Annotated in this window: 17 protein-coding genes; 11 read left to right on the forward strand and 6 right to left on the reverse strand. The window is 57.6% G+C overall.

What is annotated here, in order from left to right; genetic code table 11:
- Window positions 1–375 precede the first annotated feature (375 nt).
- The 3 genes from J4D52_RS07285 to J4D52_RS07295 all read left to right on the forward strand — a co-directional run bounded on the left by J4D52_RS07285 (window position 376) and on the right by J4D52_RS07295 (window position 6,680).
- Entirely contained in the window at window positions 376–1,050 is a 675-nt protein-coding gene (locus J4D52_RS07285; RefSeq protein ID WP_063433497.1) for a hypothetical protein, read from the forward strand.
- Between the two features lie 11 nt (window positions 1,051–1,061).
- Entirely contained in the window at window positions 1,062–1,637 is a 576-nt protein-coding gene (locus tag J4D52_RS07290; protein WP_063433495.1) for an N-acetylmuramidase family protein, read from the forward strand.
- Window positions 1,638–1,943: 306 nt separating this feature from the next.
- A complete protein-coding gene (locus J4D52_RS07295) occupies window positions 1,944–6,680 on the forward strand; it encodes a hypothetical protein (RefSeq protein WP_124303807.1) in 4,737 nt (1,578 codons plus the stop codon).
- Window positions 6,681–7,701: 1,021 nt separating this feature from the next.
- Here J4D52_RS07295 and J4D52_RS07300 read toward each other — a convergent pair.
- The 6 genes from J4D52_RS07300 to J4D52_RS07325 form a co-directional block, all read right to left on the reverse strand.
- Window positions 7,702–8,202: an outer membrane beta-barrel protein gene (locus tag J4D52_RS07300; RefSeq protein ID WP_081251697.1), complete on the reverse strand. Its 501-nt coding sequence runs from the start codon at window positions 8,200–8,202 to the stop codon at window positions 7,702–7,704.
- Between the two features lie 374 nt (window positions 8,203–8,576).
- Window positions 8,577–8,927, reverse strand: coding sequence for a hypothetical protein (locus J4D52_RS07305; RefSeq protein WP_063433489.1), 351 nt, complete (start codon window positions 8,925–8,927; stop codon window positions 8,577–8,579).
- Between the two features lie 588 nt (window positions 8,928–9,515).
- Window positions 9,516–9,998 carry a hypothetical protein gene (locus tag J4D52_RS07310; RefSeq protein ID WP_063433487.1) on the reverse strand — a complete coding sequence of 161 codons (483 nt, stop codon included), beginning with the start codon at window positions 9,996–9,998 and terminating at the stop codon, window positions 9,516–9,518.
- On the reverse strand, window positions 9,995–10,816 hold the full coding sequence (locus J4D52_RS07315; protein WP_063433485.1) for a winged helix-turn-helix domain-containing protein: 822 nt from the start codon (window positions 10,814–10,816) through the stop codon (window positions 9,995–9,997). Before J4D52_RS07315 ends, J4D52_RS07310 begins: the two co-directional genes overlap by 4 nt.
- A gap of 483 nt (window positions 10,817–11,299) precedes the next feature.
- Window positions 11,300–11,761 (reverse strand): hypothetical protein, encoded by a 462-nt coding sequence (locus J4D52_RS07320; protein ID WP_063433652.1) that lies wholly within the window; start codon window positions 11,759–11,761, stop codon window positions 11,300–11,302.
- A gap of 130 nt (window positions 11,762–11,891) precedes the next feature.
- A complete protein-coding gene (locus J4D52_RS07325) occupies window positions 11,892–12,572 on the reverse strand; it encodes a DUF3313 domain-containing protein (protein WP_102676304.1) in 681 nt (226 codons plus the stop codon).
- 935 nt (window positions 12,573–13,507) lie between these two features.
- Here J4D52_RS07325 and J4D52_RS07330 point away from each other — a divergent pair.
- Genes J4D52_RS07330 through mtnP form a run of 8 tightly spaced genes read left to right on the forward strand, consistent with a single transcriptional unit; the run spans window position 13,508 to window position 21,373 of the window.
- The gene (locus tag J4D52_RS07330; RefSeq protein ID WP_025806891.1) at window positions 13,508–14,587 is read left to right on the forward strand and encodes a Gfo/Idh/MocA family protein; all 1,080 of its coding nucleotides are present in this window, start codon (window positions 13,508–13,510) and stop codon (window positions 14,585–14,587) included.
- Window positions 14,577–15,686, forward strand: coding sequence for a DegT/DnrJ/EryC1/StrS aminotransferase family protein (locus tag J4D52_RS07335; protein WP_025806892.1), 1,110 nt, complete (start codon window positions 14,577–14,579; stop codon window positions 15,684–15,686). Before J4D52_RS07330 ends, J4D52_RS07335 begins: the two co-directional genes overlap by 11 nt.
- Window positions 15,686–16,198, forward strand: coding sequence for an NUDIX hydrolase (locus tag J4D52_RS07340; protein WP_226303174.1), 513 nt, complete (start codon window positions 15,686–15,688; stop codon window positions 16,196–16,198). The genes J4D52_RS07335 and J4D52_RS07340 overlap by 1 nt, the downstream gene beginning before the upstream one ends.
- Window positions 16,195–17,301, forward strand: coding sequence for a DegT/DnrJ/EryC1/StrS aminotransferase family protein (locus J4D52_RS07345; protein ID WP_102676305.1), 1,107 nt, complete (start codon window positions 16,195–16,197; stop codon window positions 17,299–17,301). The genes J4D52_RS07340 and J4D52_RS07345 overlap by 4 nt, the downstream gene beginning before the upstream one ends.
- A complete protein-coding gene (locus tag J4D52_RS07350) occupies window positions 17,282–18,655 on the forward strand; it encodes an NAD(P)/FAD-dependent oxidoreductase (protein WP_102676306.1) in 1,374 nt (457 codons plus the stop codon). Before J4D52_RS07345 ends, J4D52_RS07350 begins: the two co-directional genes overlap by 20 nt.
- On the forward strand, window positions 18,652–19,350 hold the full coding sequence (locus J4D52_RS07355) for an HAD family hydrolase (protein ID WP_102676307.1): 699 nt from the start codon (window positions 18,652–18,654) through the stop codon (window positions 19,348–19,350). The genes J4D52_RS07350 and J4D52_RS07355 overlap by 4 nt, the downstream gene beginning before the upstream one ends.
- Window positions 19,351–19,352: 2 nt before the next feature.
- Window positions 19,353–20,465, forward strand: coding sequence for a fatty acid desaturase (locus J4D52_RS07360; protein WP_025806897.1), 1,113 nt, complete (start codon window positions 19,353–19,355; stop codon window positions 20,463–20,465).
- Window positions 20,462–21,373 (forward strand): S-methyl-5'-thioadenosine phosphorylase, encoded by a 912-nt coding sequence (gene mtnP / locus J4D52_RS07365; RefSeq protein WP_025806898.1) that lies wholly within the window; start codon window positions 20,462–20,464, stop codon window positions 21,371–21,373. The genes J4D52_RS07360 and mtnP overlap by 4 nt, the downstream gene beginning before the upstream one ends.
- The last annotated feature ends 3 nt before the right edge of the window (window positions 21,374–21,376 follow it).

The raw sequence follows: 21,376 nt of genomic DNA on the forward strand, positions 1-21,376 counted from the left end.
GCAAGTCAGACGATAAGAAAGTCCCCCCGCCGAACCAAAGGCTTTCCCAACTTGTTCGCCACGTCGATATCCCGGCGCACTGTTTTGCAGTGTTGGCGCCGACGTCGATGTCTGCGGTTCAGCATACGAGAGCAGTGGAAACCTCGTTGGTACTAGCGAGGTTCCAAACGCTCGAACTAGCCTCCTGATCGTCGAACCAAATCCTCTGGCGAGCTCATTACCGCCCCGCGGTATGCCGTCATCCACTGGCTTCAGGTGAAGGGAAAAGGCGGCTGAAAGTCGATAGCAACGGAGCTGCTACAGCTGGCTATCTGCATGACACCACGCCGAGAGGTTCGCAGTGCAACGTCTCAATTGCGAGGAGAGAAACGGACCATGAACGCTTCCATCGAAACACTGCCGACGACCAACGACCAATGGCAATTGAAGGTCCTCCCCTTCATGACTCGAGCCATTGCTGTGATGGGGCTTCTGTTCTTTCTGAGTAGCTTCGTCCAGATACACCTGATGCACGTCGAGCTGCAAACTGCCCCTGAAGTCGAGGAAGCATCGGCGTCCCTTGACGACTTGGAAAGCGCAGCCAAGGCCGAGCTGATGCGATGGAACGCCCTGGTAACTCTCGAGCGTGAAACGCTTCGAGCAAGAGAGCAGGCCACCAACGCGGTGATTCTGCGTCAGGCCTCGTTGCTGAACCTCGGCTTCTTGACCGGAATGGTGCTGTGTCTGGTCGGTGCGGTCTTCGTGCTTGGTCGATTACAAGAGCCAGCCACCTCCCTCAGCGGAGAAACACCGCAATTGAAGGTAGCGCTGAACACGTCCTCTCCCGGCATCGTTCTGGTTGTGCTGGGAGCAGGACTGATCTGCGCCACGCTCTTCCATCACTATCAGTTCAACCTGCCCGACAAGACCGTGTACCTGCCTCCGGCCCAGTACACGCTGTCAATACCCTCGGGGACTCCACAGACGTCAGCCACCCTCAATCTGCCTGTTGCCACTGCGCCGCGCGATTCCAGCGGCAACAGCACGAGTTCACCCGCACCACTACCTTAGAGGAAACAAGCATGAGTCTAATTATCTCGGATCAGGCATGGGCCGCATCGGCACGGAATCTTGGCGTGGAAGTCGCCTGCTTGCAGGCTGTCGCCAGCGTTGAGTCGGCTGGCACCGGCTTCCTTCCACCGCCGTCCAATGAACCGAAGGTGCTCTTCGAAGGGCACATCTTTCACCGACTTACGAGCGGGCACTTCGATGCCACTGCTCCCGACCTGAGTTATCCGCACTGGGACAAGTCCAAGTATGCCGGTTCGCTGGAAGGAGAATGGGCCAGGCTTAATGCCGCTATGGCCCTGGACCACGACGCGGCATTGGAGTCCGCCAGTTGGGGGACGTTCCAGCTGATGGGCTTCAACTATCCCGCGTGCGGCTTTTCGACAGTGCGCGACTTCGCCGAAGCACATCGTGCGGGAGCAGATGAACAGCTGGCGGCATTCGTGCAGTTCATCGATCGACCTCCATTCCGCGACGCGTTGAGGACGAAGGACTGGGCCGTTTTTGCAGCGGCCTACAACGGACCCGATTACGCAAAGAATCAATACAACATACGGCTGGCCACTGCTTATTCGCAGCACTGCGAATAAGTGGCCTCTGTGTACTGGGGCTCAGACGGCTGCACGCCCTCGCATTATCAGTGCATTGGACATGGGCTTGTTCATCGACCTCTGAACAGTGTTCGTCGAGGACCGCATCAATCATGCGCAAAGAGAGTGGTAACGGGTGGGTACGGTAAGTACACCCCGGAAGTAGATGTACGGATCATGGTAGGCAGACTCTGTGATTGAAGGTGACGTAACACTTTGATCTTTTCGCCTGCACGCTAGATTGCCGAAGCAACATTACTTAACTATCGACTATTAATCACAATTGATTAAAAGAAGGAACTTTTTATGCCTATTATCTACAAAGCAACCAAAAATATCCTGCGGGCAGTCAACTACGGAATTGCGCTGGGTACAAATGACAAAGGTTGGTCTGATATAGCCGTTGACTTTTTCGGAAACGTAACGGGTGATGCCGTCAGTACCGGGATCAATCAAATCAACACTGAGCAAGAGCTATACTGGTCGCCTTATGCGGATATACCTGGCATTGGGAATGTATATTCAGTTCCCTCGCTCGTAGTTAATGGAACTACGATGTACAGCTTCTTCCAGGGACAGTCGTTGTATACCCCAGACGACGGTGTTGGAGGTTACCCTTATTATAGCGCCAGGCAATACGGGATTCTCAGTGCGGATCAGCTCTGCGCAATGACCGGTCCTCTACCGAGTCAACCGTCTACCGCCATCTCGGCCGTGATGTTCGGTGGTAATGTCTATGCGTTCTATGGCGGCGAACCGGGAAGCCAGGGGCAAACCGGACTTATTTACTACAACATCTTTAGCAGTCAAACATGGTCTTGGTCTCAGCCAACGCAAATCCCCATCATCAACGTCCCTATGGTTTGTCAAAATGGTTATATCGTGGGTGGTACCTGGGGTGTATATCCTGTTGTCTTCACTCCGCCCGGAGAGCAAGCTCCTCAACTGTACCTGTTTTATGCGAAGACTGGCACGAATTTCGAGTCCTATTCGTCAAGCTTGGAAATTGGCTGCGTTACAACGTCCGATGGACAGACATGGACTGATCTCGCCCCCAATGGTATTGGCCCAAACATTGGGACTGGACAGCTCTCACCAGTTGTTTATTCAGCGCCTGGGTCTGACACAGAGCAGATACTTCTTTTCTATGTGGATGAAAATAGTGAGCAGCCAAGCTACATTGCTTATCCCGACTCAGCGGGAGGGTTTGGCTCTCCCGTAACAGTTCCGGTTGTTTCCGCTAACGGATCAACTATTTGTGTATTATCTTCCAGCGCCATCGTTCATACCCCGCCGGGTGCACCCGACCCACTCCTCTATGTATTCTATCAAAGCTATGGACCAGCAGGATATCAAGGCTTCTCTACTGGCTACGTATCCTTCGATGGGACTTCCTGGAGTTCAGCGTCGACACTGTCAAATGGCAAAACAATGGATGATAGATACGGTTCAACCCTAGCGACATTTCCGCCCGAATCATTCAATAACAGCATGGCATCTACATCGGATATCTATTTCACTTCCATAATTAATGGGTTGAACAACGTCTATCCAACCGGCAACATTCCCAATGAGACTGCCCTCCTAGGGTCATTGGCGGCATTTGTATCATCCATGAGTGACAGTACAGGTACTTCGCAAGCTACTCCACTCGGAGCTGGGAGCGATGGCAACGTTGTCGGACCAGGCGGGGCGTTTCTGCTTGCAGTTGACCTACCGGGTTTTTCAGCGCCTCAACCCTGGCTATTCTATTCTTCGTTTGACTCCAACTGGACCGGCGTTACGTCAGCATTTCAGTATGCGGTATACGAAAATGGGCAGTGGACCCCGGGGGCTACGCTGCCTGCCGTCGTAGAGCCGGGAAATGAATTTCCCTCCGTCACCGGTTCGCCCGCGGTACTCCCAATTACGGAAAGCACTGGCTCGATTGGTATTGTGGCGGTGAACACGGCGAAGGGAATTTTTGCGAGCAGCGGCGGACCAACACAATGGTCCTTTACCAACTCGTCGCTCCCAATTTCCGGCACCACAGCCACTGGATCGCCGGCCTTGGCCTACTTCAATGGCTTGGTCTATCTGTTCTATCAGGACACCGCCAGCGGCAAGCTCTATTGCACTACATCTACTCCGAACGTAACTGATAGTGATGCTTTGGGTTGGTGCACACCGTATGCAGTGAACGGCGTGCAACTAACTGGGTCTCCCACGGCCACGGTATATAACAACGACCTATATGTGTTCTATCAGGGGGAAGGCAGTTCCGGTGCGCTTTTCTACTCTTGCCTTTCCGGTTCGACTGGAACGTGGTCAACATCGACTCAGATCGTCCCGAAGGGAGTGACCTCTTCGGCCATCATTTCTGGAACGCCATCGGCATGCGCATGCACCGACTCGTCCGGTAACAACCAACTGTTCGTGTTCTACGGCGGTATTGATTCCGGTAGTGGCGTGCCGCTGATGTACTGCCTCTTAGGTTCCGACGGCACGTCCTGGACGCAGGCGGCCGTGTCCGGCGTCTTCATCACCGATTCACCTTCCAGCTACTGGCTACAGAGCTCCGGGAAACTGAATATCTTCTTCCAATTAGCGTCAAGCCCGGGAGTACTCGCCTATATCGTTCATGATATAAGCAGTTCGTCTTGGTCCCCGGTTGGCACCACAACGGTCCAGACCATCGATGGCTGGGCAAACGCCATGATGTACTACAACTCTTTCAGCAGCGTCTCGTATCTCTATATCTACCACAACAATAGTGGCACCAACGCTGGACAGATAGGCTATTGCACATGTATGCCCATGAGTACGTCGCAAGGATGTTTAATGGAGGGGGCTTTCTGCATGGATCAAACCACTTCCGATGGCGGCGTTAATAATGTCTACTACCCGGCGATGACGGGTGCTCCAAGTGCAACGATTGCTAACGGCAACATCTACGTTTTCTATAACAGCACATACTTGGAAAGCTCTCCTGAACTAAACTACACCTCTGGGGCTCTGGCCTACATGCAGGTTCCATTGCCAACTGCTGATGCTCAAAATGTTGACCTTGGCACTCCAGCAATCGCAGCAGTGGGCTATAACGCTGGGGACGCTTATGGGCAAAATTCCAGCTTCCTCAGCGGTGATGGAAACTTTATATCCATGGCTAACTCTCCGGCTTCAGTCACGTTTAATGGTACGCCCTACGTATTTTTCAATACAGGCAGCGGGGCGATCAACTACCTCACGAATATAGCGACTGGGAGTGCGCAGAACATCCCTGGCGCTTCATCTGTGTCGAGCGCCTGCTCGCCGGCAATTGTGACTTTTAATGGCGTATTGTACCTATTCTGGGTGAGTTCCGGCAGTAACGACGCCGGCACACTACAATGTAGCTACTCGCTCGACGGCACAACGTGGGGGCAAATTGAGACCAGTCCAAGCTTGACCGTGACTACCAAGGGGGTTCTAGCCTGCGTCGCGAATGGACAAATCTATTTGATGTACCAGCATGACGGGACTACTTACTACGATATCTTCCCCGAGGTTACTACCCAGACCGCGGAGACGGTTCCTATGAAGCTTGCACCCGCCACCCAGATCAGCCGTATGAACTGCAGTACAGGACCGTCGGTCGTAGCCTTTGACAACAACCTGTGGTGTGTAACCCAAGGCGTAGATGCCTCCAACTATTCACCCTTCAAGGGCTGGTCGATCACCGCCGATAACCAACTGTTCTTCAGTCGCACCTTCGATGTGAAATGCTGGAGTTGGAATACTGTAATCGCAGAAGCGGCTGCAGCCAGTGTTTCCCCCTCATCGTCAGTGCTGCCGATTGCGGCGACATTCCCCTCCTCCGACTCCTCGGGCGACGAGTTGCTTTACGTCTTCTGGCCTGCGGCCACAGGCGGTTACATCCAATACACAACCATCGATGGCACATACGCCAGCCCCTCTTCAACCAATAGCGCTTATGGTTTGCAATGGTCGAGCCCCAGCCAAATCAGTAGCGACATCTACACTAATGACAACGTGGCTGTCGTCGCTATGCCGCCCCTCGATTTTCCAAGCGATCCTAACCAGCTATATGTCTTCTGGCAGGGTTCGAATCACTCGGGCTTCTTATATTACGCATCGATGAGCCCTTCAGGCAGTTGGAGCAGCGTCAACGAGGTTGTCCCAGCGGGAAGCAACGCCGATAGATTCATGTCGCTATCCCCATCTGCCGTTTCCTTTGCATCCGGGAGTGGGACAGCTCAACCGTATGTTTTCTATCAAGCCGCAGGAAGCTCCGGAGCTGTCGGTGGAGACGCAGTCGCGTTGCAATATTGCACCTATGCCAACGGCACGTGGACTCAGTACCCCGTGCCGAATATTTCATCGACGATCATCAGCGAGTGGCATGGTATCCAAATGGCTGATCCCCAGACGATTAATGGTATTGATCCTGGAACCCCGCCCCGAGCCATTGTTTTCAATGACACGCTGTATGTGTTCTACGTAACCAAAACGGGTGGATACACCGGCGACAGCAGCGGAAAGGGAACCCCGTATACCAACTTCCCAGTTTCCTTCAGTACGTACGATGGCACGACTTGGTCTGGCCTCAACACTATCGGCTCGACGGCAACCTTCCAGGCGCAGACTAATGGTGTTGTTCCTTACTTTGTTGCCCAGTTCGTCTACCCCGTCGAGTTCAATGGAGTGCTCTACGTGTTCTTCATGAGCAGCCCTTCCTGGGGGTCGACTCCGAGCGTGAATCCACCTGGTGTGATCTACTACACCTCGACATCAGACGGATCGAACTGGTCCTCCCCGCAGCCAACGACCAATGTTGTGTATGTACCTGCTACTACTACGACGATCCAATCCTCAACTGGCACCGAAATAAACGACACCCTAGCAGCCGTCAATGGGGCATTGGCTTTCGTCGGGCTGCCCACCACAGGAGATATCCGCAATATGGCCATCGAAGCGGCTGGCCAGGCTGCGGCAAATGCTCCCGCCCAGGCCCTCACCAGTCCCATTACTGGTGAGATTATGAACTTCGTTCTTATGGGTTAACGCTGGTATTACTGCTGCATGACGGGAGATGACTGGTTGTGCAGCAGTTAACAATTATTTCAACCATTTAAGAGGCGGATAAGTGGCCTCTGCGTACTTGGGTAAGCGGGCGGGAGCGTGAGTACGTCCTTCAAGTAGGCGTACGGATCATGGTCGGCCGAGCAGGCCCTTCAGAACATCGGTCAACTGTACGAGGTAGGGCTAGTTATATTCTTGGCCGATGCTGACATATTCATTCAGCTAAACAAGGAGGTCTTTATGATTCGCTATAGAGCAGCATGATCCATCTATTGGAAATCAATCCAGAAGGCAGATATCCGGGCTCTTCAGCCGGAGTTTCACATGTTGTATTTGGATTTACAAAAAACTCAAGGAGAAACTCATGAACAAACTTCGTCAGATGGACACACCTGGAGCGCTCCAACGCAAGTCACAAGCCCGAACCCTCAGTTTTCTGGCAGCCCTGTAGCGGCGATTGCATTGATACCAGATGCTTTGGTCGTGCCCTTCCTGCAGTAAGGGAAGCTCCGAGAAGGTCAACCCCGGCCATATCCTGTCCAGGGAAACTCCGAATAGGCCGGCTACGGGTAACCTTCAGGATTGATGAGGTAGCTTTGAGCGGGCTTGTCGCTAGTTGTGTCAAACTATATTGCGCGCCGCGGAGCGCCTTTTTCGATGTGGGCGTCTGTTTGTGTCAAACTATGTTTCGCTCGCAGTGGTAGGTCCCAGCGCTGGAAGCCGCGAATTACGTTGGGCTCTGTGTCAAACTATATTGTGAGCCCCCAACAGATATACCCCGGTGTCTGAATTGAGTGTCGTTCCGGCGCCGGGTCATGCTGGGCTATTCGCGCGCTGGCTCCCAATCGCTTTTTCGTGCTTTTCGCACGCGGGCATTTGACTGGTTTGCCAGCGCCGGTTCGACCGGTTTGCCGTCGTTCAGGTTGCTTTGCAATCGTGGCTGGCAAGTCCGACGAGGATGATGGTTTGAGCGGCCAGTATGGCCGCTCGATTCATGTTGGCATTACCAGAGAATAAACGCCGATGCCGTCGTTTGATTCAGGTTGATGTCGCCGACCTCGAGTACTTCATATTCGGCGCGGATACCGATGTTGCGAAACACATCAAGTTCAACGCCGGCACCGTAGGTCAGATTCACCCCGGTGTCATCATCACTGGCATTACCGTCGGCATCCCAGGCATGAGCACCGACACTACCGAAAACTCGCACCCGTTGTCCCAGCGGGAAGCCGAGATGGGCACTGGCCTGAACGGATTTACCATCGAAATCGAGATTCTTGTCCTTGAATTGGCCGAGATCCACGAAGGCGCCCTCGAAGGCCAGATAACCGTTGAGACGATAGCCTGCAAAAACCTTGTAGCTATAGTCTTCATCGCTCAGATGGGATTTGTCGGTTTCGATATTGCTTACGCCTGCTCCAAGATACAGGCCTTTGTCGTCAGCCAATGCCTGAAAAGACAGTAGCGAAAGCAGTGAAACGAAGCCAAGGTTGTGAAATAGCATGTGAAGCGGCGTCCTTCTACAGGTTGTCGATTGTGAGAGGGGTACTGAGAATTCGAGTGATCGCGAAGACTGATAAAAGTCATTGCCTGATGTCTTTGCGTAACTTCACCAGCCCATGAGCAGGGCGTTCTTCAGCCAATAACACAGCCTCTGAAGCCAGTGTGCTAGTTGCTGTCGAGTCCGAAATAATATGATTTGACTTGGCGGGATCCGGCCTGGACGCCGTTATTAACCGTCAATCAACCAGGCTAAGGCTACGCCACATAAATAGGCGGCAAGGCAAAAGAAGATTTTCTGTTTGAGTGACAGTGCGTTTAATCGAAAGTGCACACTTATTCCCTCGAGTTGGAAAAAGTCGATGTGGGTAATTCAGGCTAAGCGTTTTTTTCAGGCGTCGATGTCAATGACTTCGGCACAAGCTCCAAGGCTGCTGAAAAAACGTACTTTTCGCTCGATGGCAAATTCAGGTTTTCAAGTTTGCATGGCGCTGTTTGTGAACCAAAGATTACCGTTTTCTGACGTGTTGGACTGATGGCCGCTACATCAAAGGCAAAATAATCATTGGCTAGATAGCCTGTGCAAATTTTATAACTGGACTTTTCATTGCCCTGCGTCTTTTTGCTGTTTTCAATGCGCGTCAGGTCGGCGCTGTAAAGTTCCTTGTCCTTGTCCTTGAGAGAAAACACTAAACCAAAGGGTGCGGTTGCGAGATTTTTCAGCAGCATCGATATGCGCTCCTTGTTAATGAGTTTTCAGGCAGGACACAGAGTCAGCGCGTAAGTAATCATGATCAAAGTGCGATTAGCGAAAAGTCGTGAATATCACTAATGGTATTTTGTGCTGGGGAAGGAGGGGGAAGATCGATCGCCCCGTCTTCGTCATGGTATTCATTCTCAAAGTAGATGTTCAGTTGCGACAACTTTAGTTTCTCATTCGGACTCAATTCTATTTGGTAGAGTTCGATTTCCGTGCTGCCGGCAGAGTATTCATCGTGCGCCACCGAATGAAAGGATATTGCAGCTAAAGATAGAACTGCCAAGATTCTGGTTATCATCGATTTGACGACTCGCAAAAAATGTATGTTTTCATCTGGCACCCAGGTGAGTGTTCGAATGAGAGGGACGTGGAGCCGGTTTTGTGCCGAGTGACAACAGGCACGGCTCTGAACGCCAGAGTGGAGAGATCTTGAAGGGGAAGGAACGTCTGATTCAAATCAGTGATTATTATTTTTCTGTTTGAATCAGCGTTAGGCAGAACAAGAGCGCATCAGGCCCTGTCGTCTGGTCAAACTTATGTGACAGCCCTGGGAGGCCCTAGTGACTCATGCAGCGCAAGCGGCTCAGTTCGTGCACATAAACGCACAGGGTGTTTTTATCGGTGGTAGGGATCAATTCGTAGTTTAGAACAGCGCCTTCTTGCAGAACGTATTGGCGTTTGAAAAAGAGATCAGGTGTCTTTTCGATGGCGAATAGCTCGTTATCCTGGCTAAGTTTCACGGTACTGATTTTTATCTGAAAGTGATGCTTGCTCTCTCGGATAACATCCGCCGATACAGTAGCGTTACGAATCTTTCCGTTCAGGCTTTCCAGCATGGTTTGGGTCAGTCGACCGTGTCCGATAGTCAGGTACTCCTCCGTATTGAGCTGGTTCGAATCTTCGAGCCATTGTCGAGTGATGGTTTGATAGCTGGTGTTTTCCATGTAATGAGATGGCGAATAAGTCAGTAAAAAAATACAGGCGGCGTTGATGATCGCAAGCACTATCCAATGAGCGGTTGACGATATTGTTGGCTTCATAGGGTGGCTTCCAAACATTGCCGGATCATCAGTGCGAGGTCTTTCTGTTCGCTGTTCAATTGTAGGTTTGCAGTGCTTAGATCCGGGCGGACGCACGAAACGGAATAGTTTGATTTAGCGAGATTCAACCAGACCTGGCCTTTCAAGTTCGGCGAAAACTGTTGAACCTGTTGAGCCGAAAGATCTCTCAGCGATTGAGCCTCGGCGACACTGTTGGCGACTGCATGGATGACCAGTTCATTCTGTTTTATGCTGGAAACTTCTATTTTCGGCGTGTCGAAGGTGGTGTGGAAACCCGTAAAGGCACAGACTCCCAAGGTCAAGAGATAACCGATCAACTGGGCTTTTGTTATGCGAGTTGGCTTTATGGGTTTTTCTGAAGGTAGCGGAAGATGATCTTTTGCGCTGGGTGGACGCTCTTCAATGACGGGTACGGTAGGTTGCGCGGCTTCATTTGAAGGCGTCGGCAAGTCTGTCGGTGCATCGACTACATAATGACGGTTGAAGCAATATCCTCTTCGAGGAACCGTCATCAAGATCTCGTGATCTCGACTGTCGTTGAGAATGTTTCGAAGTGAGAAAACGGCCTGGTTCAAACTGCCGGAGGCGACCACTCGGTCATTCCAGGCGTAGTCGATGATCTCCTCACGGCTTTTAGTCTGCCCCGGCTCCATAAGCAGCAAACCCAGTAGACGCGATTCAGCTCTGCCTATCGTGGAGTTTTGAACATCTCCATGAGGTGTCGTGATGGAGAGCAAGGCAGTATCCGGGTCGAAAAGAACCATGGAATCATTTTTCAACTTGAAGGCGTAGCGCATGCGAATCCTCCGTTCAGGTGGTTCTGGCTGAGTATAGGGACGGCTTTGCTGGGCTGGATCTGAGGCAATACATGCTTGTCGGGGAGATGAACGGCTATGTGTGGGCAAGCACGCAAGGTGCAGAGAGCGTCACTGGACAATGCTGGAACAACCCATCAAAAGTCTCACTGGAATCAGGCAAGGGTAATCCACGGGGTTTAATCGGAGGTCATGATGATGCTCAGTACGAGTCATCTGCGCCATCCGAAAACTGCAGGGCAGAGTATCGGACGGCTCGTTGTTCAAGCACAAGCTTGCGACCCGGCGATATCCGCGCCGCGTATTGAAGCGAAGAGTTGAACAGAGGGGCAGGCTGGAGGGAGAAGGGAAGAGTGGCATTACTTCAGGGGGAAGGATGAACTTGCAGGCATTCCAGTGCAGCACGTTGGATCGATTTCACAATCTGCATCAAGAATGCCTGTGCCTTGTAAAGGAACGGCTGGATCAAGGCTGAACGTTGTAGCCACGCTGTTGCAGGCAACTGCTGTACACGGAGTTGTTGGCAGTGACGTTTTGCTCGGTGCTTTTAAGGTCCTGTCTGCGTTCCTGGCGCTGTCTCGATGCGCCGATCATTGCGCCGGCCGTCGCGGCGCTGCGGGCATGGTTCTGGCGATAGTCTTGCTTGATATCGTCGTCGATATGGTCATAGACGTTTTCATGTTGCCGGCCCCGAACCTCCGCAGCAGTGGCCCCGGCGATGGCGGCGGTAGTCGCGCCTTTTATCCGGCCACCGTAAGGCACAGTGTTTTGTATCGGGAACTGAGCATTGGCCTGCGACTGGCAGGCACTGGTGTCTTGCTGGATCGTCTGGGAAGTCTGGCCTTTCAGGGGAACTACCGTTGCCGCCAACGCACCGGAGCTGGCGAGCAATACAAAGGCCGATAAGGTAAAACTCAGTATTTTCATCAAGTCGGACTCTCGTTGGACGTCGTTGCCTGGCCTGGTGGCTTTTTTTGGCAGGCGCAGCGTGACTGTCGTTCTGAAACCCTAGGCCTTTCGAGGCAATGCAAGGTTTGCGCTGGGTATCCCGCGGTTGTCACTGCCTGGAAAGCAGTGTCTGCATGTCGTTGGTCATGCTTTTGAAGGCGACCTTGAAGTCGTTGGCGACTATCGGCTGGCTGGCGTTTTTCAAGGTCTCGCCGAACACCTTGCGCACCATCTTGGCTACCGGCAAACCGGTTTTGGCATCGATCAGGTCGGCTTCGAGATACAACTCGGCCGTCTGATCGCGATGGCCGGTGGCTGCCTGGGTTGCCCCGACAATGGCGGCGATGGGGACGACCTCATACCAATGCATGCCCTCGTTGCTGGCGCTGACGTCGGTGATAGCCGCCCGCAAGATCAATGTCCGCGAATGGGCCGGTGCCTGCTGCGCATTCGAGACGATCCTGTAGGTGGGAGCGAATGCGTTCCTGACACTGTTGCTGGCGATGATCTGCAGGTCTTTCAGGGTTTGCAGGTTGACGCGCTCGGTCGGTTTTGGCGCTGGATACAGCTCTACCTGCTTGAACACGACAGTGGAATAGGCGTGAGGATCGAACCCTGGCGCCACCCAGCGCAGCACCTTCTGTTCACTTGGCGTGGTGTGTTCCTCCAGTCCCTGGTAATTGGCGAGGAAGCCCGAATATTGCTCTTGCTGCGCCACCTTCGAGACACATCCGACCTGGAATATGCAGCTCAAGGCAATTCCCACGATCCATTTATTCGACATGCACATGTGTTCTGTTCCCAAGTGATGAACGTTGTCATTCAGGTTCCGACCTGGCCCCCGGCACCGACCTGAGCTACGCGAAGCGGATGCTTGCCTGTCGCTCAATGCGTGGTGGATGCTGCCCGGAGTGGCTGGATAATCCGAATCAATAATCCTCAACAACGATCAAATTTCATCGCCCGTGCGTATCCGGCCGCATGTCAGGGGACTAGGCAAGCCAAGTGCATCCAGGCCTCTCAGCTCGAGGCCCGGGCTTCTGGTGAGACGGATTTGATTATCCGGTTTCAATTTTTCCCGGCGGTTCGACGATGGTGACAACGGGCCTATATGGCCCGTTGCCTTATGTCCGGATTGTTCAAAACAATATGATGAAACGATATAGCAACTGATTTGCGCTCCGAAAAAGCCTGATCTATACATCCAAGCCACACATTGATGAGGTGTGTGGCAAGCAAGGGCTCACGGAACATGAGCTTCTGCATAACAAGGGATAGATTTATTGCTTCAAGGATGATTCAGCCATGCATGCGTATCGTCATTTCGGTCGTTATTCGGTTTTCCAACGAAGACCTGATTCTCTGGTCAAGGCTTTCGGCCAGGTCGCTCACAGTGACTGGCAGCCAATTCGACCTGCCTCCCCTCATACCTGCCGCCTGCGCGGTCATATCCATTCTGCTCGCCGCACCTTGGTGACTTCTGGTCATCAAGCGGGTGTCGGCGTGTGGCGTGAAACATCCGGGTGTTCTACCCGGATGACCCTGGGCAACAGCCCGAACGGACTCTGTAAAGGTGATCCGTTGTTCTGAGGCAATCCTGCCTCGATTGAAGCGAATGTCGGACCGGATCGGCTCACCCCGCAGGTGACCCGAGGCGGATCCCGTGTAGTCGTTCGTCCAACCTTTTCATGACGCAGTACCCACTTTTCCAGGATGGAGATGGTTATGACTGTTCTCAGAGTTGGCATCGTCGGCCTCGGCGCGCAGATGCAAGAAAACCTGCTGCCCACGCTTCTGCAAATGCCGGATATTCGCATCGTCGCCGTGTGCGACAGCGACCTGACCCGCGCCGGACAAATCCACCGTTTCATTTCCGAGGTCGCGATCACCGACGACTTCGACGAGATGCTCGATACCGCTGCGCTGGATGCGGTGGTCATGGCGTGCCCGCCCCAGGCGCACCGCGACCTGGCGATCAAGGCAATGGCCAAGGGCGTGCATGTCTTCGTCGAGAAGCCGCCGTGCTTCACCCTCGCCGAGCTCGAATACCTGATCGGCGCGGCTCGTCAGGCCCAGGTGGTCACCGGCGTGGGCATGAACTTCAAATATGCCAAGCCCATGCGCCAGCTGCGTGATATGACGCGCACCGAGCAGTTCGGCAAGGTCGTGCACATCCAGCTCAACCACTATGCGAGCAAACCCACCGCGCCGTTGTGGGGGCTGGACTCCACCCTGCGTTCGTTCCTGCTGGCCCAGGCGATTCACACCATCGACCTTGGCGTGACCTTCGGCGGCGGCGAATTACGCGATATCGAATCCCGGGTGCAACGCCACGAGGACTCGTTGCTGGTGAGCCTGGAGCTCGGTTTCAGCTCCGGCGCGACGGTCAGCCTGCTGAGCGGGACGATGTTCCCGTACTTCGAATTCGACATGAAGATCGTCAGCTCCAATTCGATGATGGTCGAGCTCAACAACCTGTGGAACATCACCCTGCACGAGCCAGTGCATGGCACCAGCGCCACCGGTACCGCCAAGCGCTGGCGTGGTGCGTGGCAGCCAGGGCCTTTGGATTCGGGTTATGAGCGCAGCGGTTATTTCGGCGAACTGGAGAAGTTCTTCGACGCGGTGCGCAACCGTTCGCCTTACGAGGCCAGCTTCGAGAGCCTGCTGCCGACCTTCCGGGTGATCGAGCAGATCTGTCATGCCGACAGCGCCCGCGCCGATGTCGCCCCCGTGCTTGCCCTCCACTCCACCCATGCCGCCAAGTCCCCAGCCTTTCTCGGAGCCCAGACCAATGTCCTCTAATCTCTCCAGCGCCGCCCGCATCTCTGTTTCCGACAAGTACCGTCCGGTGTACGCCGACGATCTGCTGACCCTGCAGAACACCCTGGAACGGCCGCTGTCCGGCACCAGCGATGTGGTGGGCGAATACGAGGCCAAGCTGGCGGCCTGGTTCGAGGCGCGGCATGCGATCGCGGTCTCCTCGGGTGGCGCGGCCCTGAGCGTGGCGATCTACGCCGCCGGCGTCGGTCCCGGCGACGACGTCCTGCTGACGCCGAGCTGCCCGCTGTGCACCATCTATCCGATCATCGCCGCTGGCGCCAACCCGATCTTCGTCGACACCCGCCGTCACGGTTTCGGCGCCGACCCGGAATCGATCAAGGCGCGCATCACCCCGCGCACCCGGGCGATCATCGATATTCCGATGTGGGGCTACCCCACCGAAGTCGATGAGCTGCAAGGCCTGACCCGCGAGCTGGGGATCAAGCTGATCCTCGACCTCGCGCATTCCCATGGCAGCACCCTCAACGGCCGGCCACTGTCGGCCTATGGCGACCTGTCGTGCTTCAGCACCCATGAACGCAAGCCGCTGGCCACCGGTGAGGGCGGTTTCATCCTCACCGACGACGACCAACTGGCCCAGCGCTGCCGCGACTACAGCCGCTTCGGCAACCTCAACGGCAAGGACTTCGGCCTCAACTACAAGCTGGCCGCGCTGCCTGCCGCCCTGGGCGCCAATCGCCTGGATTCGCTGGCCGCGCAGATCGAGCAACGACGCGCCAATGCCACCTACTTCCTGCAGCAACTCGACCACAGCAAGGTGCGGGAAAAGGTCATCATCGAGGGCGGACGGACCAACTACTACTTCCTCAACCTGGAACTGCACTTCGCCGACAACCGGGCCTTCATCGATTACCTGGACGAGGCGGGCATCCCGTCGGACATCAAGCGCTACGGCTGCAAGGCACTCTACGAGTTCCCGGCGCTGGCCCAGTACCGCAACGACTGCCCGAACGCCGAGGCGCTGCTGGCCAGCATGACCACCATCCCGGTCCATCCGGACATCACCCGCGCCGAACTGGACTACATGGCCGAACGGATCAACCAGTACGGTGCGCCATGATGACGGACGTTCCCGATCGTTCGACCCTGGACCGGCATTTCACGGCCTCGGCGTTCGTGTTGAATCCGGACCGCAAGATGCTCCTGCTGCACCATCGCAAGCTGGGGGTCTGGCTGTACCCGGGCGGCCATATAGAACAGGGGGAAACCCCTGATGTGGCGGTGCTGCGCGAGATCTACGAGGAAACCGGGATTCACGCCGCCCTGCTGGGCGAGCGTGACCTGGAACTGGCCGATGCCGAGACCGATGTCACGGTGTTGCACCAGCCTTACCGGATCCTCTGCGAGTTCATCGATGACAAGCGCGGGCCGCATTACCACCTGGACCTGATCTACCTCACCGCCACCGACCTGCGGGCTTGCCCGCCGGAGCGCGAGGTGGAAAACGCGCGCTTCTTCAGCCGGCAGGAAACTGCCGAGCTGAAGATGTTCCCCAACTTCCGGCGCATGGTGGACCGGGTGTTCGCCGATGCCGAGGTGTGGGACATGGTCGGCAGGAAGGTGGCGCCATGAACCAGGCTATCTCCCGACCCACCCGGGTCATCGCGGACAAGTGCGGCCACGATACCGCCGACGATGTGCCCGAGCTGCAACGCGCCCTGGCGACAGGGCTGACCGGCACCTCGCAGATCGTCGAGGACTACGAGACCGCGCTCGCCGTGCTGTACGGCGTGCGCCACGTGATCGCCGTGTCGTCGGGGGCCGCTTCGGTCACCGCGGCACTGGCCGGCGTGCGTTTCCAGCCGGGGGACGAAGTGATAGTCGCGCCCACGTGCCCGATCTGCACCGTCCTGCCGATTCTGTCCCTGGGCCTGGTCCCGGTGTTCTGCGATGTGGCGCCGGACAGCTTCGGGCTCGACCCGGATGACCTGCAACGCTGCATCGGCCCGCGGACCTGCGCGGTGATCGAGGTGCCGATGTGGGGGTATCCGATCGCCTCGCACACCTCCTGGGCCACCACGCGCCAGGCCGGCATCCCGCTGATCCAGGACCTGGCCCACGCGCACCTGACGCGCCTGAACGGCAGCTGGCTGGCGCAGCATGGCGACATCAGCTGCTTCAGCACCCATGACTGCAAGTTCATGTCCACCGGTGAGGGCGGTTTTGTCATGACCGATGACGACGAGCGCGCCAGCCGTATCCGGGCCTACACCCGCTTCGGCAACCTCACCGGCGAAACCCTGGGCATCAACCTCAAGCTCGGTGGCCTGCAGGCCGCCCTCGGGCTGGCGCGTTCGCGGCAGCTGGAAAGCCGTCTGCACCAGCGCCAGGACAACCGCCGGCGGCTGCTGGAGCAACTGGACAACCCGGCGCTCCGCGAACTGCCGCTGACCCCCGGTGGAGAGGCCAACGCCTATGCCTTGCTGTTGCAGGCGGTGGGGCACGATGGGCGTGAACTGGTGCATTACCAGCAGCGTCATGGCATCCCATCGGACATCGGCAAGTACGACAACCAGCCGCTGTACCAGTTGCCGCTGCTGGCGCAGTACCGCCGCGATTGCCCCAACGCCGCCCGGTTGCTGCGTTCGCTGACCACGGTGCCGCTGCACCCGGGCCTGGCGGACGACGACCTGGCATACATTGCAAAGGTGCTCAATGACTACTCCCCAGCCTGATACCGCCGTGGGCGGTCGACATGCCGTGGTCATCGGCGGCAGCGTGACGGGCTGCCTGACGGCCGCGGTCCTGGCCCGGCGTTTCCAGCGGGTCACGGTGATCGAGAAGAGTGATTTCTTCGACGAGACCGGCCCGCGCCAGAGCCTGCCCCAGGAGCATCACGTCCACCTGTTGCTGCTGCGCGGCAAGCAGATCATCGAAGGCATCTTCCCCGGCACCCTGAGCGCCCTGGAGCAGGGGGGCGCGCAAGTGGCCGACCTGGGTCACGACGTGAAGTGGTACCAGGGCGGGCGCTGGAAAAACCGCTACCGCAGTGGCATCTATGCCCATTACTGCAGCCGGCGCCTGATCGACAACCAGCTGCGCCGGGCCTTGCTCGGCGTGCTGAATGTCGAGGTGCTGTCCAGCACCCGGGTCACACAGATCGAGTTCACCGGGGCCGATCCTTCCCGGCGGGTCGAGGCGGTGACCGTCGACGATGGCCATGGCGAGCGGACGCTGCGCTGCGACCTGCTGGTCGACGCCAGCGGGCGTGGCACGCGGTTGCCGACGTGGCTGAAAGAGGCCGGCTTCGGCGAGGTCGAGACCAGCGTGGTCAAGACCGAGCTGGGTTATGCGTCGCGCATCTACCGGCGCCTTCCGGCCTATGCCGAGCAGTGGCAAGTGCTGCTGGTGCTGCCCAAGGCGCCGTTGCAGCGCTCCATGGGGGTGATCAGCCCGATCGAAGGCGACCGCTGGATGGTCACCACCGGTGGCTGGTTCGGCCACTTTCCCGGCAACGATCCGCAGGAGTTCCTGCAGGCGCTGGCGGCGCTTCCGGTGCCGGACATCCATGAGGTGATCCGCGACGCCGAGCCGCTGTCGCCGGTCCATACCTTCAAGATGCCCGGCAGCCGCCGCACCCACTTCGACCGGGTCGAGCACTGGCCCGCCGGGCTGCTGGTGGTCGGCGACGCCCTGAGCAGCATGAACCCGCTATACAGCCAGGGCATGACCATCGGCGCGCTGGAGGCCGATTGCATCGACCGCCACATCGACGAGGTATTGCTGCAGGACGGCCAGGGCTTTCGCCAGTTGCAGGGCCGCCTGTGCGGGGTGGTCGATGGCGCCTGGAGCATGGCCACCACCGAAGACTTCCGCTTTCCCGAAACCGTCGGCCAGCGCAGTTGGCGCACCCGTTTCCATCATTGGTACGGCGCCGGCCTGGGCCAGGTCTCGGCGAACAATCGGCGGGCCCTGGAAACCCAGATTGGCGTGACCAACCTGGTGATGGAGCCCAGCAAGCTATACACACCGGCGATCGCCTCGCGTATCGCCCTCAACGCCCTTCTTGCGGAGAAAACCCGACCATGATCGATGATCGACTGCACTTCTCGGGGATCGAACACCTGGTATTCGACTGGAACGGCACCCTGATCGACGACATCGCCCTGGCGGTCAGCGCGGTCAATCGCTGTGGCGAGCGCTATGCGGTGCCGCCCATCGATGCCGTTCGTTACCGTGCGCTGTTCGACTTTCCGATTGCCGATTTCTACGCCTCCCTGGGGTTCGATCTGCAGCGCACGCCCTTCGCGCAAATCGTCGAGCACTACCTGGAGCACTTCGATACGAATGTCGCGCAGTGTCCGCTGCACGATGGGGTGTTCGAGGTGCTGGAGGCGGCGCGCAATGCCGGTATTGGCGTCTCCATCGTGTCCGCCTCGCATTGCGACGTGCTGCTCCAGACCCTGGAGGCCAAGGGCCTGCGCGGGCATTTCGAGCATGTCGTGGGGCTGAGCCACAACCAGGCCACCAGCAAGACCACCGAGGCCCTGATGCTCCAGGAGAGGCTCGGCACACCGGCCGGGCGCACCCTGTTCATCGGCGACACCCTGCACGACTACGACGTGGCGCGGGCCGTCGGCTGGAAGCCGCTGTTGGTCAGCACCGGCCATCAGGACATCGACCGCCTGCGGCAGGCCGACGCCCCTGTCTTCGGCGGGCTGGGCGAATTGCTGGGCCATTACGCCAGCAACGAGCGGCGCGCCGTCGTTCGCGAGGGGGCTTGATCATGGACACTGCGCACATTGTCCTGCTTGGCCTGATCGCTGTTTCGCTGCTGTTGCGCGCGCTGGTGGCGTTCTATTACCGGGATGCGCAGCGGGTGCTGCGCCTGCTCAAGCTGATACCGCGCCTGGAGGGGCGGCGGGAGCAGTACTACCGCCCGCTGGATACCTGGTTCGCGCCGCTGCCCTTTGTCTGGACGTGGCTGGATATAGTCGCCGCGGTGCAGGCGGCATCGATCTACTCGTCGCCGCTGGCCTGGCTGGCCGTGCTGCTGTGGAGCGGCGGGCGCATGCGCGCGTTGCAGGAATTCGGGCACAACGCGGTGCACTTCGCCCTGTGTCGCCACCATGGCTGGCAGTGGTGGCTGAGCAACCTGTTCTACCAGTTCCCGATGTTCAAGCGTGACATGCGCAGCCGGCACCAGACCCATACCCTGGAGCACCATCGCCACCCCAACCATCCGCAACTCGACCCCAACCGCGCCCGGGTGCATGCCGGCGGCTACGTTGCGGGCCTGTCGCCCAGCGGTTTCTATGGCCTGTTGCTGTACCCGCTGACCCCTCGCGGGGCCTGGGTGAATCTCACCACCCTGGTGCGCAGCAGTCTGCTCAACCATTCCCGCCTGACCACCCTGGTGCGGTGCCTGAGTGTGGCGGCGGTGGCGGCGCTGCTGTACGCCTTCGGCGGCTGGAAAGGCGTGTTGTTCGGCTGGCTGCTGCCGTTGCTGACGTCCTATCCGGTCTTTGCCTGGATCTCGCTGCTGACCGAGCACCGCTGGTTCATCGAAGGCACCGCGCGCAACCGCCGCGAGCTGGAATACCTGGCGGGCCGGCCCACCGATTACTTCGGGATTTCCGGCTGGCTGGTGCGGGTGTTCATCGCCCCGACGTCCGACGCCTATCACCTGGCGCATTCCCTGTACCCCGGCGTGCGCTGGAACTACCTGCCGGCGATCGACCGGCACCTGAAAATCCACGAACCGCGCTACAGCACCAACGCCAGCGAAGGGTTGCTGTTGCCCCGCGGCAATGCGCCCACGGCCCTGTCCGAACTCTATGAACGCCTGGTGTGCAGCGAACACGAACCGTCCCCCCTGAAGTCGAGAGGTAGCCTGTGACCCATTCCACTCCAACCCAGCACGTTCAACGTATCGGCATCATCGGCGGCAGCGGCTTGCAACAGCTGCCAGGCCTGCAGGACATTCAGCAGGTGGAGTGCACGACCGCCTTCGGCACTCCGTCCTCGCCGCTCACCCTGGGCACGCTCAATGGCGTGCCCGTGGCCTTTGTCCAACGGCATGGCGTGGGCCACGTGATTCCGCCGGCCTCGATCAATGCCCGCGCCAACATCGCCGCGCTGCGCAGTGTCGGTTGCACGCAACTGCTGTCGGTCAGCGCGGTGGGCAGCCTGACCCACGACGCGCCTCCAGGCAGCTTTGTGCTGATCGACCAGTACATCGACCGTACCATCCAGCGTGAAAAAACCTTTTTCGGCCCCGGGCTGGTCGGCCATGTGCCCTTTGGCGAGCCGGTCTGCGCGCGCATGCGCGGCGTGCTCGCCGAGAGCGCCGAGGCCGCCGATATCCAGGCGCGCAACGGCGGCACCTACGTGGTCATGGAAGGCCCGCAGTTCTCCACCCGCGCCGAGTCCCACCTGTACCGCCAGTGGGGCGGCACGGTGATCGGCATGACCGCGATGCCCGAAGCCAAGCTGGCCCGCGAGGCCGAGCTTTGCTACGCGATGATCGCCATTCCGACCGATTTCGACTGCTGGCACGAATCCCATGAGCCGGTGAACGCCACGCTGGTGGCGCAACGCATGGCGGACACCTTCAACCTGACCCGACGCCTGGTGACCGAAGCCGTGACGCGCCTGGGCCGGCATGCCGGGGCCTGCCCCTGCGGTTGCGACCGCGCCCTGGACACCGCGGTGATGACCGCTCCCGAGCACCGCGACCCACGCATGGTCGAGCGCCTGTTGAGCGTTGCGCCCAATGCCACTCATCTGTCAGCGAACAAGGAGTGAGTC

Source organism: Pseudomonas sp. GW460-12-10-14-TSB1 (genome assembly GCF_017349775.1).
In the GTDB taxonomy this organism is placed as follows: Bacteria; Pseudomonadota; Gammaproteobacteria; order Pseudomonadales; family Pseudomonadaceae; genus Aquipseudomonas; species Aquipseudomonas piscium.

Coding starts and splice junctions, on each gene's coding strand:
- J4D52_RS07325 (WP_102676304.1), bottom strand. CDS start 12,572: ATGTGCATGTCGAATAAATGGATCGTGGGAATTGCCTTGAGCTGCATA.
- J4D52_RS07305 (WP_063433489.1), bottom strand. CDS start 8,927: ATGCTGCTGAAAAATCTCGCAACCGCACCCTTTGGTTTAGTGTTTTCT.
- J4D52_RS07345 (WP_102676305.1), top strand. CDS start 16,195: ATGAACCAGGCTATCTCCCGACCCACCCGGGTCATCGCGGACAAGTGC.
- J4D52_RS07290 (WP_063433495.1), top strand. CDS start 1,062: ATGAGTCTAATTATCTCGGATCAGGCATGGGCCGCATCGGCACGGAAT.
- J4D52_RS07340 (WP_226303174.1), top strand. CDS start 15,686: ATGACGGACGTTCCCGATCGTTCGACCCTGGACCGGCATTTCACGGCC.
- J4D52_RS07295 (WP_124303807.1), top strand. CDS start 1,944: ATGCCTATTATCTACAAAGCAACCAAAAATATCCTGCGGGCAGTCAAC.
- J4D52_RS07285 (WP_063433497.1), top strand. CDS start 376: ATGAACGCTTCCATCGAAACACTGCCGACGACCAACGACCAATGGCAA.
- J4D52_RS07330 (WP_025806891.1), top strand. CDS start 13,508: ATGACTGTTCTCAGAGTTGGCATCGTCGGCCTCGGCGCGCAGATGCAA.
- J4D52_RS07335 (WP_025806892.1), top strand. CDS start 14,577: ATGTCCTCTAATCTCTCCAGCGCCGCCCGCATCTCTGTTTCCGACAAG.
- J4D52_RS07355 (WP_102676307.1), top strand. CDS start 18,652: ATGATCGATGATCGACTGCACTTCTCGGGGATCGAACACCTGGTATTC.
- J4D52_RS07300 (WP_081251697.1), bottom strand. CDS start 8,202: ATGCTATTTCACAACCTTGGCTTCGTTTCACTGCTTTCGCTACTGTCT.
- J4D52_RS07315 (WP_063433485.1), bottom strand. CDS start 10,816: ATGCGCTACGCCTTCAAGTTGAAAAATGATTCCATGGTTCTTTTCGAC.
- J4D52_RS07360 (WP_025806897.1), top strand. CDS start 19,353: ATGGACACTGCGCACATTGTCCTGCTTGGCCTGATCGCTGTTTCGCTG.
- J4D52_RS07320 (WP_063433652.1), bottom strand. CDS start 11,761: ATGAAAATACTGAGTTTTACCTTATCGGCCTTTGTATTGCTCGCCAGC.
- J4D52_RS07350 (WP_102676306.1), top strand. CDS start 17,282: ATGACTACTCCCCAGCCTGATACCGCCGTGGGCGGTCGACATGCCGTG.
- J4D52_RS07310 (WP_063433487.1), bottom strand. CDS start 9,998: ATGAAGCCAACAATATCGTCAACCGCTCATTGGATAGTGCTTGCGATC.